General features: G+C 38.6%; 12 protein-coding genes and 1 tRNA gene. 11 read left to right on the top strand and 2 right to left on the bottom strand.

Annotation, left to right across the window (positions count from 1 at the left end; all coding sequences use genetic code 11):
* The first annotated feature begins 152 nt into the window (after nt 1-152).
* The 10 genes from GMA13_RS02740 to GMA13_RS02695 all read left to right on the top strand — a co-directional run bounded on the left by GMA13_RS02740 (nt 153) and on the right by GMA13_RS02695 (nt 13,576).
* A complete protein-coding gene (locus tag GMA13_RS02740; RefSeq protein ID WP_255882801.1) occupies nt 153-1,256 on the top strand; it encodes a site-specific integrase in 1,104 nt (367 codons plus the stop codon).
* 176 nt (nt 1,257-1,432) lie between these two features.
* On the top strand, nt 1,433-4,306 hold the full coding sequence (locus GMA13_RS02735) for an RICIN domain-containing protein (RefSeq protein ID WP_255910395.1): 2,874 nt from the start codon (nt 1,433-1,435) through the stop codon (nt 4,304-4,306).
* 187 nt (nt 4,307-4,493) lie between these two features.
* On the top strand, nt 4,494-6,653 hold the full coding sequence (locus tag GMA13_RS02730) for a leucine-rich repeat protein (protein ID WP_255910393.1): 2,160 nt from the start codon (nt 4,494-4,496) through the stop codon (nt 6,651-6,653).
* A 27-nt stretch (nt 6,654-6,680) separates the two neighbouring features.
* The gene (locus GMA13_RS02725) at nt 6,681-7,718 is read left to right on the top strand and encodes a cohesin domain-containing protein (protein WP_255884423.1); all 1,038 of its coding nucleotides are present in this window, start codon (nt 6,681-6,683) and stop codon (nt 7,716-7,718) included.
* Nucleotides 7,719-8,842: 1,124 nt separating this feature from the next.
* Nucleotides 8,843-9,091, top strand: a complete 249-nt coding sequence (locus tag GMA13_RS02720) for a hypothetical protein (RefSeq protein WP_255884421.1) — start codon at nt 8,843-8,845, stop codon at nt 9,089-9,091.
* A gap of 202 nt (nt 9,092-9,293) precedes the next feature.
* Nucleotides 9,294-9,623, top strand: a complete 330-nt coding sequence (locus GMA13_RS02715; RefSeq protein WP_255884420.1) for a hypothetical protein — start codon at nt 9,294-9,296, stop codon at nt 9,621-9,623.
* A 182-nt stretch (nt 9,624-9,805) separates the two neighbouring features.
* The gene (locus GMA13_RS02710) at nt 9,806-10,783 is read left to right on the top strand and encodes a viral replication protein (RefSeq protein ID WP_255884418.1); all 978 of its coding nucleotides are present in this window, start codon (nt 9,806-9,808) and stop codon (nt 10,781-10,783) included.
* A complete protein-coding gene (locus tag GMA13_RS02705) occupies nt 10,783-12,111 on the top strand; it encodes a DUF2854 domain-containing protein (protein ID WP_255884416.1) in 1,329 nt (442 codons plus the stop codon). Before GMA13_RS02710 ends, GMA13_RS02705 begins: the two co-directional genes overlap by 1 nt.
* A 1-nt stretch (nt 12,112) precedes the next feature.
* Complete coding sequence (locus tag GMA13_RS02700; protein ID WP_255884414.1) at nt 12,113-12,304, top strand: helix-turn-helix domain-containing protein; 192 nt, start codon at nt 12,113-12,115, stop codon at nt 12,302-12,304.
* Nucleotides 12,305-12,391: 87 nt separating this feature from the next.
* A complete protein-coding gene (locus GMA13_RS02695) occupies nt 12,392-13,576 on the top strand; it encodes a site-specific integrase (RefSeq protein ID WP_255884412.1) in 1,185 nt (394 codons plus the stop codon).
* A gap of 150 nt (nt 13,577-13,726) precedes the next feature.
* Here GMA13_RS02695 and GMA13_RS02690 read toward each other — a convergent pair.
* Nucleotides 13,727-13,802, bottom strand: a tRNA-Trp gene (locus GMA13_RS02690).
* A 260-nt stretch (nt 13,803-14,062) separates the two neighbouring features.
* Nucleotides 14,063-15,529, bottom strand: a complete 1,467-nt coding sequence (locus GMA13_RS02685) for a UDP-N-acetylmuramoyl-L-alanyl-D-glutamate--2,6-diaminopimelate ligase (protein ID WP_255884411.1) — start codon at nt 15,527-15,529, stop codon at nt 14,063-14,065.
* Nucleotides 15,530-16,130: 601 nt separating this feature from the next.
* Between GMA13_RS02685 and GMA13_RS02680 the strand changes: the two genes are divergently transcribed.
* Complete coding sequence (locus GMA13_RS02680) at nt 16,131-17,489, top strand: extracellular solute-binding protein (protein WP_255884410.1); 1,359 nt, start codon at nt 16,131-16,133, stop codon at nt 17,487-17,489.
* Nucleotides 17,490-17,577 lie beyond the last annotated feature (88 nt).

The following is a 17,577-nucleotide window of genomic DNA, read 5'->3' as shown; positions in this document are numbered from 1 at the left end:
ATTAATACTTAATCGCAAAAAAGTCAATATAAATTACGATTATTCTGTATTTTTTTCATGAAAAGGTGAATTATGTCTTTTTTTAGTTTGAAAGAATTACTTTTATGATAATTCTCCGTCAAAATTATAGTCAAAGAAAGGAGTAGATAAATATGCCCAGAAAAGGTGAAAATATTTATAAACGTAAAGACGGAAGATGGGAAGGAAGGTATATAAAGGAGCGTGGTTTAAATCATAGGGCTATATACGGTTATTTATATGGTAAAAGTTATACCGAGGTAAGAAATAAACTTAAGCAAATCAATCCCAATGAACCAATTGATAAAATTCACTCAGCTGTTTTTGAGCAAATAGTATTTGATTGGCTTGAAAACAAAAAGCTGAGCACTAAGGAATCTACATTATCGCATTATAAATCGGTTATTAATAACCGTATCATTCCGATATTAGGTAAATACGAAATATCAGATATAACGGCGGATGTTGTTCAGTCATATATGAATTCATTGATAAGGGAAGGCCTTGCAAGTAAGACTGTAAGCGATATATTAGCGATAATAAAAAATATATTAAAGTATGCTAACTGCAAAGGTATAGGACACAACTGTGATTTGAGTTTTGTTTCTATCAAATGCAAAAAGTGTGAAATTGAAACGCTTACTATTTTTGAACAACAGAAACTCTGTACGTATTTGATCAAGAATATGGACAATAAAAATTTTGGGATTTTGCTTAGTCTCTATACAGGAATCAGAATAGGTGAATTGTGTGCTTTAAAATGGTCGGATATAGATATAAGAGAAAGGCTTTTGAGCATAAACAAAACTATGCTAAGAATACAGGATAATATGGGCGAACAAACTTCCCGTAAAACAAGGGTCATTATTACTTCGCCCAAAAGCGAAGATTCTTTGCGTAGGATACCAATCCCGGAAACAATTATTGATACTTTGCTGAAGTTAAAACAAAACTCAGATTGCTATATACTTACCGGTTCGTCAAAACAGTATATAGAACCAAGAAATATGCAGTACTATTTCAAAAATGTACTAAAAATATGTAATATAAGAAATGTTAAATTTCATGTTTTAAGACATACTTTCGCAACCAGATGCGTCGAAAATGGGTTTGAAATAAAAAGTCTTAGTGAGATTTTAGGTCACTCAAATGTAAAAATCACTTTAGAGCGTTATGTGCACTCATCAATGGACTTAAAAAGAAAAAGCATGGATAAATTGAATTTTTTATCAGAATAATCGCCGTCAAGATTATAGTCAATGTATTCGAGAAATGGCCTTTTTACTTATGTTATCTGTATTTTATCGCAAAGTGAGATACTTTGCGATATGAACCGAGCAAACCCCTAATAGTATTATTCTTTGTGGCAAAAATAAAAATATGCAACAATATTAATTGAAAGAGAGGATATGTTATGAAAAGGATTATTAGTGTTGTACTAAGTTTTCTTGTGGTGATTTCCTGTTTTACAATTTTAGGTACAGTTAATGTGGGGGCAACTCAGAGCAGAACATATAACTTCAATAAAAGTTATAGTATTACGGGTAATGGTGCAGAAGATGTAGTAAATGTTGCAAGAGCACAGTTGGGTAAAACTGGTTCTCAATTAGGTTACACAGAACAGTGGTGTGCTGATTTTGTTAGTGATTGTGCGATATTGGCAAATCAATCTGATGCCATTCCGGCATCAGGATACTGTCCAACATTAAGATATAATATTATCAACTCTGGAGGTTATTATGTCAGCAAAAGTACAGCTCAACCAGGTGATATTGTTTTTTATGGCAATAACGGAGCAGATCATGTTGAGATAGTGTATGCAGCTTCTAATGGCAATGTTAGTACCTATGGAGGAAATTCTGGTAGCGGAGGTAGTTTATATGCTAGGAGTGTTAGAAAGCATCCAACACAAACTCAAACAATTGCTTATATTGTAAGACCAAATTATCGAGGAGGTGGATGTAATTGTTCTGAAAGTTATGCTGGAGATTACACGGTTACCACAAGGAGTCAGCCGTTAAATATGAGAAATTCGCATGGTGGAGGGTCAGTTATAGCCTCAATACCAAAAGGTACAATTGTATATGTTAGTAAGGCAGATGGCAATTGGGCTCATGTGGAATGGAATGGTTACAGCGGTTATTGCAGTATGGAGTATTTAACGAGGGTTAATAACAATCCTGCTCCTACTGGATATACTATAAGCATTTCTTCGACAGGATTTTATGAATCTGAAATACAAACAGTAACTATTACTCCTTATGACTCAAATATCTCGAATTATAAACTACACTTTGTTGCACCTGACGGAAGGACAGCTGATCCCGATCTTGGGGATAAAAACTATTTCAGATTTGCTTGCAGAGGTGTGTATGGTACATGGAAAGTTTATGCTGAGGTTTCAAACAGTGGAGGAACCTTTAGAGGTGCAACGGATAATGGCTGTCTTTCTTTCGTCATTAAGAAACTTAATTGGGGGACCCAATCTAATTTAGGCAGTGATTTTTATGCTCAGATTGGTAGTGCGGTGTCGGATAATAATGTTTTAACGCATGCATCTTTGAGCGATTACACAAATGTTTATATGAGTAAAAATACAAATTCTGACAACCAGATTTTCTGTTTTGTTAGGCAGTCGGATGGTAGTTATGTTATAAAGTCAAGGAAGAACAGTAATTACTGCATAGATGTAAATAATAACGGATATGTTAGCGGAACGAATGTAGGAGTTTATTCAGAGAATGGAACAGATGCCCAAAAATGGATGATTTACAGTGCAGGTAACGGTTATTATTGTTTTAGACCAATAAATTGTAATGCAGCGATTCTTGATGTTGAAGGAGCATCGCCTGAGGAAGGCACTAATATTCGGCTGTATACATACAATGGGACAAATGCCCAAAAATTTAAAATTAATAAACTGGGTTCAGCTTCGTTAAGCTTGAGTAAATCATCATTAACCTTTGATTTAGCAAATAATCCGACACAGACAATTAATGTAACAGCAACGGGGCTTCTTCCCTCCAAGTATACATTCAGTGCCTTAAGAAACACAGATGTATTTACTACAAAATGGGGTGCTAGGGATGGTAATACTTGTCCTTGCACCATAACGGCTAAAAGGACAGGTGATTACACAATAGACTTTAGCTTGAAGGATACTACCAACGGTGAAACAATTCTGACGAAAAAAACGCTGTCGGTTACAATAAAATGTTCGCATAATTATACTACGAAAGTTGTGAGTCCTACTTGCAGTGAAAAAGGATATACGTTGCATAAATGCAGTATATGTGGAGATACTTACAAAGACGATTACACAAATGCAATAGAGCAACATGTTTTTGGAGAATGGAAAGTTACAAAGGAAGCAACCTGTATAAAGAACGGAAGCAAAATGAGAATGTGTTTTGCTTGCGGTAAAAATGAAACTAAAACTATTCCGGTAAAAGGACATAGTTACGGTGCGTGGATCACAACCCAAAGAGCAACCTGTACTTTGGTAGGAACAAAAACGAGAACCTGTTCTTCATGTGATAAGAAAGAAACTCAAACTATTCCAGCAATCGGTCATAAATATGTTGAAAAAATTATAGCACCGACAACAACTACTCAAGGTTATACATTGCATACGTGCGCAGTTTGCGGATACAACTATAAGGATATCTACACTGATCCTCTAAAGCCAATAAATCCAGATACTCCTCAAATTGTTGTTGACACCAAAACAGCAGGTCCGGGTGGAACAGTAACAGTGAATGTGTCAATGAAGAATAACCCGGGAATTAACGGATGGGCAGTCTCCGTTGGATATGATTCCAATGCGCTTGAGCTAAAGAGCTGCGAACAAGGTGATTTTGGCGAAATCACAACATCAAACATAATAACAAATAATCCATATCACATACAATGGTTTAATCTTACAAATGTGAAAACAAACGGAAACTTGTTTACATTAACATTTGTAATAAAATCCAACGCAAAAGAGGGTACATATCCGATTACTGTAACCTATGATAAAGAAGAAATTTGTAATGACAAGGAAGAAAATGTTCACTTTGACGTAATGAACGGCGCAGTTAAGGTTGCTGCACATACGCCTGGTGACATAAATGAAGATGGGAAAGTTAATTTGAGGGATGTAATCAGATTAAATCAGTTTGTCGCAGGCTGGAATGTTAAAGTAAATGAAGGTGCCAAGGACGTCAATGGTGACGGCAAGGTGAACCTCAGGGATGTTATACGTCTTAATCAGTATGTTGCTGGTTGGGATGTGGTTCTCTATTAAAGGTTTTTATTATCCTTGGCTAATGAATATAAATAATCAAAATCAAAAAGGAGGCATGATAAAAAAGTAAGTGGTGAAATAAATCCGAGAACTTTGGATTTGTGTTATTATAAAGATAGCAGGAAGACAGAGTAGATACTAATTTGACATTTTGAATGGTCTAAGGGATCGAAAAGGAGGTTAAAATGTGATTCAAAAAACTCGAAAAGTTATGCCTGTGTTGCTTGCAATTATTATGGCGTTTAGCGTGTTTTCGATTGTACCAGTAACTGCAAGTGCAGCAGAATATACAACAAAAGGGTATAAATATTCTGTGAATAATTCAAATGCGACTATTACAGGCTATTCAGGTAATGAAACTATCTTAAATATTCCATCAAAATTAGGCGGATACAATGTTACTTCTATTGGTATTAATGCCTTTAAACAAAATAGCAAAATAACAGGAATAACGCTACCAAACAGCGTTACAAAAATTAGCTCAAATAGTTTTTCGGACTGTACCAAGCTGACAACAGTAGCAATAGGAAATAGTGTTGATAGCATGGGAAGCTATGCATTTGCTGGATGCATATTGTTGAATAAGGTAACAATTGCAAACGGAAGTACAATAATCGGTTATGGAGCATTTCAGGATTGTACCTCTCTTATCACGGTAAGCATTCCAAACACAGTAACAAAGATAGATGGATATGCCTTCAACGGATGCACTTCATTATCAAGAGTAGCAATTCCAAACAGTGTAAGAAGTATTGGCAATAATGCATTTTATAACTGCAAAAATATGAGCAGTGTAACATTAGGAAATAGCCTTACCTCAATAGGTGATAGTGCTTTTAAAAATTGCTCGAATATGACAAGCATAACTATACCAAACAGCGTTACAAAAATTGGCTCAAATAGTTTTTCGGACTGTACCAAGCTGACAACAGTAGCAATAGGAAATAGTGTTGATAGCATGGGAAGCTATGCATTTGCTGGATGCATATTGTTGAATAAGGTAACAATTGCAAACGGAAGTACAATAATCGGTTATGGAGCGTTTCGAAACTGTACATCATTAAAGATGGTTTCTATACCTGATCCGTTCATACAGATTGGCAATGCAAGATTAAATAATGATGATTTAACAGATAAATATGTCTTTTATAATTGTCCGAGTACCTTAACAATTTACGGAAAGAGTGGATCATTTGCACACCAGTTTGCAAATGCTAATGGTATTAAATTTTCTACTTCAACGATTACCATTCCAACAGAGCCTACATCCGTAAGCATAAATCCGAGTAAGCTTTCATTAACTATTGGCGAAACATATACATTGACTAAGAGTGTTTACCCGAAAAATGCTTCGACAAGTTATAGGTGGAGCAGTTCAAATACACGCGTTGCCGCAGTTGATAGTGCGGGCAAAGTAACAGCCAAAGCAGCAGGTCAAGCTATTGTGACCGTGAAAACTGCTAACGGAAAGACAGCAGCCTGTAGCGTGACGGTAAAGAGCTCGGCTGTAAATGCGACTGGTATTACTTTAAACAGGACGTCTTGCAGCCTGAATGTCGGTGGAAGTGTTTTATTGTCTGCAACTGTAAAGCCAAGCAATACAACTGATAAAACAGTAACTTGGAAAAGCAGCAATACTTCTGTTGCCACTGTATCAAACGGTATGGTAACAGCTAAAAAGGTTGGCACATCTACTATTGCTGCTAGGACTTCTAACGGAAAAACAGCAACTTGTGTAGTGACCGTTGTTTCTTCAAGAACCCCTCAAATTGTTGTTGACACCAAAACAGCAGGTCCGGGCGGAACAGTAACAGTGAATGTGTCAATGAAGAATAACCCGGGAATTAACGGATGGGCAGTCTCAGTTGGATATGATTCCAATGCGCTTGAGCTAAAGAGCTGCGAACAAGGTGATTTTGGCGAAATCACAACATCAAACATAATAACAAAAAATCCATATCATGTACAATGGTTTGATCTTACAAATGTGAAAACAAACGGAAACTTGTTTACATTAACATTTGTAATAAAATCCAACGCAAAAGAGGGTACATATCCGATTACTGTAACCTATGATAAAGAAGAGATTTGTAATGACAAGGAAGAAAATGTTCACTTTGACGTAATGAACGGCGCAGTTAAGGTTGCTGCACATACGCCTGGTGACATAAATGAAGATGGGAAAGTTAATTTGAGGGATGTAATCAGATTAAATCAGTTTGTCGCAGGCTGGAATGTTAAAGTAAATGAAGGTGCCAAGGACGTCAATGGTGACGGCAAGGTAAACCTCAGGGATGTTATACGTCTTAATCAGTATGTTGCTGGTTGGGATGTAAACATATATTAATAAACACAGAAAAGGACGGAGTTATTTATGAAGAAAAAATTTATCAAAGTTATTTCACTGACGGTAGTGCTTGCTATCATCTTAGTCGGTGCTGTTGTTCAGATAAGCGCTGCCGATACGTCGACAATGTCACTTGATAACGCAAGCGGTTATGCCGGTGATAATGTGAAGATTACGTTGACATGTTCAAACAATCCGGGTATCAATGGTTGGGCTGTTTATATTTCCTATGATTCCAGCGCTTTGGAATTGGTGAGCGTTGATGATGACAGCACATTTGGCGCCATTACGACTCGTTACGGTAATCCAATCAGAGTACAGTGGTACGGCTTGGATGATGTCACCGTTAACGGAAAAATGGCAGGTATTTTGTTTAAGATTAAAGACAATGCAACACCAGGGGATTATCCTATAACAGTAACCTACGACAAGGACGAAGTTGTTAACCAAAAGGAACAGAATGTAGAATTTGCGGTTAACAACGGTATTGTAACTGTTAAAGAGAACAAGGTTGATAATCACGATTTAAAAAAGGTTGACGCTCAGAAAGCCACCTGTACAAAGGAAGGCAATATCGAATACTATGTTTGTGATGGTTGCGGAAAATGGTTCTCTGACGCGACAGGAACCTTTGAAATTGCCGACCACAATAGCGTAATTATCAAGAAGACTGCACATACACCTTCGGAATGGATTGAAGATAAGGCTGCGACAGAAACAGATAAGGGTAGTCAGCATAAAGAGTGTACTGTATGCGGTGAAGTGCTTGAAACAAAAGAGATCCCTGTTATAGAGCCTACAAAGCCAACAGGAGATGATTCTACAGACCCGTCAGGTGATGAAGACACAAAGCCGACGGCTAAGCCTACAACACAGGGACCGACAAAGGTTTCAACCGATAACAATAATGCTACTTTGCCAAATGGCAAAACTCCTTCGGCAGTAAGCGGAACGGTTAAAACAGGACAGAATGTAATTGTATTTACAATCCTCGGCGTAATGCTGTTGAGTGTAGTGAGTGTGTATGTTATCGGTTCACTCAAGAAGAGAAAGAGAAATAACTAATTTAATTTGAATGGTGAAGTGAAAAAATGGGCGGCAGCTGGGTTCAGCTGCCGCTTGCTGTGTTAAGATAAAGTTGAATTACTTACTGATATTGTCCGAATGAAAAGAAAGAATCATTGTGATGAATTATTATCTTCTCCTTGAATTAAACTCAAAATAACATAAATTAAATGACAAACTCTGTTTTAAACTATATCGAGCGGAATAAATTCAAAATGGTTGACAAATTTTAACGTGTGTGGTAAAATAAAAACAAGGTCAAAAGAAACGGCCTTATGATGTTCATTGCTACACTCTTTTGTGTATGCCGCCGCATCCTTGTTGCCTATGGCAAAGAGATAGGGTGTGCGTTCCTTGTTATGGTCCAACTTTTATAGCTTATGCTTATATTGTTCGCACTATAACTCGGCTCTCCTCCGCTACGGGCGTTGAGGAGCTTTTGAGGGGTACTATACCCTATTGATGATAGAACACTTATAGGTGTTAAAAAGAGCAGAAAGTAAGGTTTCTACTCAAAATTGTTAATATAATTGCTTTTATCGCAATAACAATAAAGCAAGGCGAGAATAAATCTTGCCCTGATTTGTTAAATGAAAAGAAAAATTTACGGCGGCAGTGAAAACTGTCGCCTGTATTATTTTAATGTGCAGCTATTAACGGTCAATCCGATAACAGCTGCAATTTTTTATACTCTGATTTTGAGTTGGTTACTACTTTTATTAATTATTATCGGAAGGAGCGTGATAAAATGTTTTTTGTTAAAATTACCTTAAATTTTTTGTTACTTGTTTTTTTCAAAAGACAGATTTGTTTGTTCATTTATCTTTCCGACTCATTAGGGAGTAATTCGGATTGCTGCTCGGCGCAAGCAATAACGAGAAGCTAAAACGTGCTACTGAACTGAGTGAAACTCAGAGAGAAGCTTTGTATGAAAAAATACATGAGCATGATAACAATTCTAATGTCTTGTATATTGCAAGAAAAAGCTTGTTGACAAAATATACTCTTACGCTCGAAGAGCGAATTATTTAAAGCCAAGCGGTTTGATTAACTATACTAAGCTTTCGGCAAGCGCCAATACAACTGAAAAGACAATTCATCGCATAATGAGTTGTGATAGGAAATTGAAAGATTACACTCCACGATTAATGACCCTTTTGGGTTTATGCGTTGCACTCAGGCTTGATTTAATTGAAATTGACGAGTTAGTTACAATATGCAACTATACTGAAAAATATAACAATCTAAGCGTTGTATATAAATATATACTAGAACTTAATTTATCTACTGCAGAAGAGTTTAATAGAGAGATATATATATACGCAAAAAGGTTTAAAGTTAAGGACCTTCAATATGTAGGTTCAGGAAAATAATTGAAGTTTGGGACATTCCATAGTGTCGGTAAAAACCTCAAATGTGCATGAAAAAAGCTGAAATAAGGCGAGAAACGGGCATTTTATGCGAATTTTTAGAGAAAAAACTTATGCCGAAATGTCCTTTTTTTTGGATCTAAATGTTGTATGCTATAGTCAAGGATGGGCGCCCGTCTAGATTTTTTTAAAAGAGGTGATAAGTTTGTTCAGGCTTTCGGATTTGAAGATTAATTCATACGCAACAGTTGGCGGCAATCTTTTTCTGGTGGACGTAGTTCCGTCATTTGTATACACAGGCGGAAAGCGTACCGACGAGGTTGACGGATTTAAGTATATTGTCGCCATGCCAGCACACGCGCTAGAGAAGATAGCAGTGAAGATTGCTGGAAATACTCCGCTAATTGAGCTAAACGGTAGCGACTATCCAGTAGTCGTGTTTGACGGACTTGAACTTTCGCTCTATTGGACTCCTTCGGGTTACCAAGTTTCGGCAAAGGCAAATGCGGTTCACATAGCGGACAAAGATACTTAACAGCCGTGGTGCGGCACAGTCGGCACATCAAGTGCCGGCTGTAAGCCGCAGGCAAGCTGCAAAGGGTTAGTATTACCCCTTTGTAGCAGTGTAGCAGTAGCAAAAAGCTACGATTGACTAAATTTTGGATAATAAATAAATTCAATTGACAAAAGTGGTTTTGAAACAAGGAGGAGATATTTATGAATACAAAAGATTCTCAGTCACGCAAGTGGCTGTTAACGATAAACAACCCTGAGGCTCATAAGCTTTCGCATGCTGAAATTATTAGGCGAGTACAACTGTCAAATCCTGAGTATTTCTGCTTGGTTGATGAAATCGCGACCACAGGAACGAAACACACCCACGTGTTTATCTATTCCCGTTCGCCGATTAGATTTTCAACACTTGAAAATCGTTTTCCGGCTGTTCATTGTGATAGGGTTCAGGGGAGTGTGTTGGATAACCGAAATTATCTGCGCAAAGAAGGGAAATGGTTGGGAACTCAAAAAGCAGAGACGAACTTGATTGACACTTTCGAGGAGTACGGCAATATTCCTGATCCTTGTGCTGAATCAAGCCCGGATATGGCCGATATTATTTCGGACATCGAGAACGGTATGTCAACGTACGATATTATAAAACTATATCCGAAATACGGCTTTAAGGTAAACAATATTGAGACGATTCGTCAAGTGTATCTTAGAGAGAAATATTCCGATCAAATGAGACGCATCAAAGTTACGTACATATGGGGCACGACAGGCACAGGTAAAACCCGTGGAATATTTGAAAAGCATCACCCGAGTCAAATATGCCGAATTACCGCTTACAAAAATGGTGTGCCTAACTTCGATGCATATAGCGGACAGCCTGTGCTCGTTTTTGAAGAATTTGCAAGTCAAGTGCCAATCGAATTTATGCTCAATTACCTGGACATTTACCCGGTGATGCTGCCTGCGAGATATGCGGATAAGTTTGCATGCTATACGACTGTGTATATCACAAGCAATCTACCCCTCGAACAGCAGTATATGGACGAGCAAAAGAACAAAAGTGAAACTTGGGGAGCTTTACGCAGACGAATCAACACCGTAATGCATTATACAAATTTTAACGAATTTAGTGTTACGGAACTTAACCCTGTTGTTGTACTGGACAAGGGAGGAGGTGAGCTCTAATGATTGACAACAACTCAAAAAGCTATCTGCGAAACCGATGGAATACTAAGGTGATATTCCTGTTTCTTGAAAACTCATTTCGCAAAATGTGGTTTAGAAAAGGTTTGTTTGCTATACTGATCGCTTACATAGCAGTTGTAGCAAGCGTATGGTTTAACCGTACTTTGATACTGGGAGAGAGTGCTTCTCTCCCGGTAATCGGGAATATATTAAAAAACATGGTCGAAATAATAATTGCTGTTGTTTCGGCTGTCCTTCTTGTGGTACTTCTTTTGCTGATAGGTATGCCAAGAGGTGCGAAAGGGATAAGCAACAACCTACACCGTATGGGTTTGGTAAACTACGCAGGAGAAGCTCCTGTGCTTATTTCACGTAGAGTCAAAGAAAAAAAGGCACGAATAATAATTCTTGAATTTGAATCAAACGGAATCCCTGTGTCGGAATGGCAGGACAAGCAAGAAAAGATAGAAGCTGCTTTGAATATCCGCATAGAGAGTGTAAGGGCGGGGGAAAATCCTCGTAGAGTTCTGCTTTATGCAGTTGATGGTAAATATTCTTTGCCTGATATTTTATCATACACTCCAAATAATAGAAAGCGCAAGGGGTTCGTGTTAGATATGGGAGAAAGCTTGGTTGAGACGGTAACAGTGGACTTGTCAAAAGTTCCGCATGTACTTATCGGAGGTTCAACAGGCTCAGGTAAAAGCGTTCTATTGAAGCTACTATTAATGCAGTGTGTTTTGAAAGAAGCAAAGGTGTATATTGCGGATTTCAAGGGCGGCGTTGATTTTCCGACGATATGGCACAGGAAGAGTGTAATTGTTACCAAAGAGGACGAATTACTTCAAACTCTATTGGAAATCAAGTCGGAGCTTAAAAGGCGGAAAAAATTGCTTGTTCAAACGGGAGTGTCGAATATTGACGAGTATAACAAGTTGACAGATGATAATCTTTGCCGAATTGTTGTTGGCTGTGATGAAATTGCAGAGGTGCTTGATAAATCAGGACTTGATAAAACACAAAAAGAGAAGGTCGTGAAAATAGAAAGCTGTCTGTCGGTTATAGCACGGCAAGGACGTGCATTCGGTATTCACCTTATTATTGCAACACAGAGGCCTGACGCAACAATACTTTCCGGGCAAATTAAAAACAATATTGATTTTCGAGTTTGCGGCAGGGCTGATAATATTTTGTCAATGATTGTTCTAGATAATACCGATGCCGCTGAAAGAATACCGAAGGATTCGCAGGGTAGATTCCTGACTAATAATGGTGTTTTATTCCAAGCGTATACGTTTGATGAGCATGATTGGGTAGAGGGTGATTAATATGAAAAAAGATATGTTTAAAGACTACGAGGATTGTGTTACAGTTGATAACATACGGGATATGTTGCATATAGGAAGAACGAAGGTATACAGGCTTTTACGGGAAGGTAAAATCAAATCGGTAAGAGTTGGAAGCAAGTATATAATCCCTAAACAGTGCGTTATTAATTATTTAGATAAAGAGTTAAATTGACATAGAAAAAACTTGAACAGTCAGCTGTTTAGAGTTACAATTAATACGATCAACAGCTGACTGAGTGCCGAGGAAAGGAGATTAAAAATGGCAATTACAGGCAGTGTTCAAGAAAAAAACAGCGTATACTATGCCGTGATAAATTTGAAAGACGAAAAAGGAAAAAGAAAGCAGAAATGGATATCTACTCATCTACCGGTTAAGGGAAATAAAAGACGTGCGGAGAAGTTTTTAAGAGATGAGCTTCAGAAACTTGAAAGCAAAAATGTGTCTTACTATTCCGATATAACCGTTGCAGAGTATTTTGAGAATTGGCTTTCGGATATCCAAAACGAGATCAAACCAAATACATACCGAGGTTACAGGGGAAATATGGTTAATCATATTATCCCGTATTTCAAGCGAAAGGGTATACTTTTGCAGGAGCTTAAGCCTTATCAGCTTACAGAGTTTTATAAGTATGAGGCTACCTCAAACAGTAGAATGAGTGGAGAAAAGGCTCTGTCACCGAGAACGATAAAGCACCATCACCAAAATATAAGCAAAGCTTTGGCTGATGCAGTGGAGCAAGGGCTGATTTCTGTAAATCCGGCGAGTGCGGCCAAAAAACCAAGGGGAAATCAGTTCAATGCGTCTTTTCTCAACGCAGAGCAGATGATAAAGCTTAGTAGTATTGTTAAGGGGACGAGTATTGAACTTCCGATAACATTGTGCTGTATATACGGACTAAGGCGAAGTGAGGTGCTTGGCTTAAAGTGGTCGCACGTTGATTTTGTAAACGGTACAATATGGATATGTGAAACGCTTCAACAGGGGACGAAGAAGTACTTAGAGAATCTGCCGGATTGTGTTGGGGGAAATTACGTAAGCTCGACAAAGACTGCAAGCAGTAATCGTACCTTACCAATGACGAAGCTAGCGAGGATGGTGCTTGAAGCACAGCTGGAAAAGAGAAAGAAAAGCATGGCTTTGCTCGGAAGGGGATATAGTGCAAATGACTACGTCTGCACCTTTGATAATGGTAGCGTGATAACACCGAATTATCTTACGAGAACCTTCCACAAGATTATTAAAGACAGTGATTTACCAATGATCAGGCTTCACGATTTAAGACACAGCGTTGCGAGTAATCTTCTGAATAAAGGGTTTACGGTTGTTCAAGTCGCAGAGTGGTTAGGTCACAGTAGTTCTGCAACAACATTGAAATTTTATGCTCACATTGACAAAACCTCAAAAATTGCGATTGCTGAAGCTTTGGATAAATGTGGTTAAGAACTTTTTAGTAAAAGTTTTCCGAAAAGAAAAACACCGCCGTTAGAAAAGTGTTAGAAACACAAGGGGTATAGTGTTAGAAAGCCTATTAGCCTAAAAAGAAAAATCCTCAAAAACGGCTTATCTAAGCCATTTTCAAGGACTTGTAATTGGCAGGGGCAGAAGGACTTGAACCCTCGGCACGCGGTTTTGGAGACCGCTGCTCTACCAACTGAGCTATACCCCTATATAGACAGTACATTTGTGTACTGCAACGAGAAATATATTAACATATAAATTAAAAATAGTCAAGAGCTTTTTGAAATTAAGTGGGCAAAATGGCGAAAACAGTGCAATGCCGACATATATCGGCATTGCAACAATATTTGTGTGCGGTAAAGCAATGTCTGGTTTGAGATGTAAGGTATTTGCTTTGTGAATGAATAGTTTATTATTCAGGCAGATAAAAGTTAGGTTTCGTTAACGCTGAGATTTATCCCACATTAATTAATTTTTGCTTTCAGATAGAATATCAGCGATAACTTCACGCTCGTCAAGGTGATGCTTTACGCCCTTAATCTCCTGATAGTCCTCATGACCCTTGCCGGCGAGAACTATAATATCGCCGTCCTGTGCGTTTTCAATGCACCAGCGGATTGCGTCACGCCTGTCGGGTACGATAATATACTTTCCGTCCGTTTTGTCGATTCCGGTCTTTATATCATTTATAATGTCCATCGGCTCCTCAAAACGAGGGTTGTCGGTTGTGATAACCGATAAATCCGATAACTTGCCGCTTATCTCGCCCATCTCGTAACGGCGAACCTTAGGGCGGTTGCCGCCTGCACCAAACATTGTTATAAGTCTGTTAGGCTTGTATTCTCTAAGGGTTGTAAGTACATTTTCCATACTTACAGCGTTGTGAGCGTAGTCTATCAGCAATGTATAGTTACCCGGAACAGGTACGCTCTCAACTCTACCCTTAACATACGCCCTGTCGAGTCCCTTAATCATAGTTTCTTTGTCAATACCGAAGTGACGGCATACTGATAGAGCCGAAAGGCCGTTGTAAACGCTAAAACGGCCGGGAATCGGAACATCTACGGCAATCTCAAGCTTGCCCTTTGTCTTAAAGTGAACGCCGAGATAGCCCGGTTTTGAGATTAGCTCATCACCGTAGGCTGATATGTCAGCGTTATCGTTGTTAAATCCGTAGGTTTCAATGTCGCAGGTGTGACCATCAATTATGCCCTTGTAGCTTTTGTCATCTATGTTGATAAGTCCGAGCTTGCATTGTTTGAACAACAGGCTTTTGCAGTACATATACTCCTCAAGGTCCTTGTGCTCAGCTCCGCCGATATGGTCGTCAGAGAAATTCGTGAAAATGCCGTAATCAAAGTCGATTGCATCAGTTCTGTGCCATTTAAGACCGAGCGAAGACGCCTCGATAACCATACAACCGCAGCCTGCGTCAACCATATTATTAAGCGCCTGCTGGATTTCAAATGATTCAGGCGTGGTGTTGTTCGTCTTGAAAATTTTATCACCTATCACAATGCCGACTGTGCCTATTGTGCCGGTTTTTATGCCGCCTGCTTCAAGAATTGAGCGAATCATACTGACAGTAGTTGTCTTTCCTTTTGTGCCGGTTATAGCAATTGTCTTGAGCTTAGCAGCGGGATAGTCAAAGTAAGCGGCGCTCATAAAGGCAAGCGCTTTGCGTGTGTCCTCTACCTTTATAATAGTAACGTTTTGCGGCGCCTTGATATCGTCCTCGACAATCAGCACGGCTGCGCCCTGCTCGATAGCCTTTGGCGCAAAAGCGTGACCGTCTGAGTTATAACCCTTAAGACAAACAAAAACACTGCCCTTTTCAGCTTTTCTTGAATCATAAACAAGCGTTGTTATATCTGTGTTTTCGTCACCTTGCACAAGGTTGTATGTTAATTTTTCTAAAAGTCGGCTCAGTTTCATTATTACTGCCTCCAATTAATATTGCTTTATATAGTTGAGTTATTGTTTCTGTTAAATAATGCTTGAATATAGTTTAGAGTAAATTCAGCAGTATGTCAAGAAAATATGTATGCTTGCGGGATATAATATTAATATGTATATGAATTTTGGGTGTAATATTCGATTTGTAAACAAAAAATAAATAAAAAGTGAACACAATTCCAAAATGAAATATATATACAAAAGCATTTAGAAAGTAAAAAATTTAAAATTACAGACCTGTAAAGAATTTTATGTTAATGTTTACTAAGCTGAAGCTGGCGAAATAGCAAAAATAAACCAAAGAAAATCAGCTTATTGCCAGATTTAAGAAAAAACAGTGTGCAATATGCACAAAATATTGCGTGTAATATATAGACATTGATAAAAATGAATAAAGAGTGTTGCAATTGTAAACTGTCTATGGTATTATTTAAACAAGCATTAGGTGTATCTGCGGCATTTTTATGGTTAATTTTCAACAAAAAACCAATTTGCCCGTAAATTACATCTTGCAGGACGTAACACGGAAACCGTGTTAAAAATATTTATTTTCTAATTTTAAGAAAGAAAGGGAATCACGATGTTTAAGTACACAAAAAGAATTCTTGGTGTTAGCCTTGCATCATTGATAGCTGTTTCAGCTTTTGCAGGCTGCGGCGGTAGCGGTGAATCAACAGGCTCAGGATCAGAAGCTCCGGCAAGCTCAGGAGCACCGGCTGCAAAGCAGGTAACAATTGATGATATTATGGCTGACGCAAAACTCGCAATGGGTGACGAGGACGACGTAAAGCTTAAGGTTTGGGGTCCTCAGGAGTCACTTGAACTCCTTAAGAAGCAGTGCGACGATTTCGCAGAAAACTTCAAAAAGCTCGGCAAAAAGATTACAATTGAATGTGTAGCTCAGGGCGAATCAGACGCTTCTACAAACGTAAAGACTGACCCGAAGAAGGCTGCCGACGTATTCGGCTTTGCTTCTGACCAAGGTCTTGACCTCTTCAAGGGCAACTATGTTCTTCCTGTAAGAGCTTCTTTCACAGACGCTATTAAGGCTGAAACACTTGAGGGCGCATATTCAACAGTTCTCTTCAAGGGTGCTGATGATGACGCAGAAATCCCGTATGCTTATCCGGAAACAGGCGACAACGGTTATGCTCTTTTCTATGATAAGAGAGCTCTTACCGATGAAGATGTTAAGTCAATGGAAGGCATCATGAAGGTTTGTAATGATAAAAAGAAGAAGTTTGCCTTCAACCTTGGCGACGGATTCTACGGCTGTGTAATTCCGTTCACAGGTGGCGGTACACTTGGCCTTTCTGATGATATGACAGTTATGAAGCTCAACTACGATTATGACAAGATTAACGCTGTTGCTAAGGCTTTTGCAGATCTTTGCTCAACAAGCAACTACTTCAAGGATGAAAACGTTAACCAGACTCTTGTATCCGGCTTCAAGAACGGCACACACATTGCCGGCGTAGTTGGCTCTTGGAAAATTAAGGACATCGAGAAGGCACTTGGTGAGAACATGGGCGTTGTTAAGCTTCCTACAATTAAAGTAGACGGCGAAGACAAGCAGCTTACTTCAATCTTTGGTTACAAGAACATCGGTGTTAACGCTAAGACACAGTATCCTATCACATCTCAGTCACTTGCTCTTTACCTCACAAGCGAAAAGGCTCAGAAGGAAAGATGCGAGGAGATCGGTTGGGGTCCTGCAAACAAGAAGCTTGCTGAGTCTGAACTCGTTACAGAAAACGTAGCTCTTAACGCTATCTATGAGCAGCAGAAGTATTCACTCCCGCAGATTAACATTCTCACAGCTTGGTGGACACCGACAGGCACATATGGTGCATATGTTGTTAACCCGGACAAGAATCATGATGATAAGTCAATGAAAGAGGCTTATGACAACATGGTTGAGAATATTACAATGCAATAATCAATCTGAAGCACAAATTTAATATTTAATTGTGTCAAGCAGTCTGATTTTCGGGCTGCTTGACACGCCCAAGAAAAGAACTGCGGCT

This window comes from Ruminococcus sp. zg-924, assembly GCF_024433635.1.
In the GTDB taxonomy this organism is placed as follows: Bacteria; Bacillota; Clostridia; order Oscillospirales; family Acutalibacteraceae; genus UBA7067.
The sequence above is the reverse complement of the archived record's forward strand: the minus strand, read 5'-3'. Positions and strand labels throughout refer to the sequence as shown.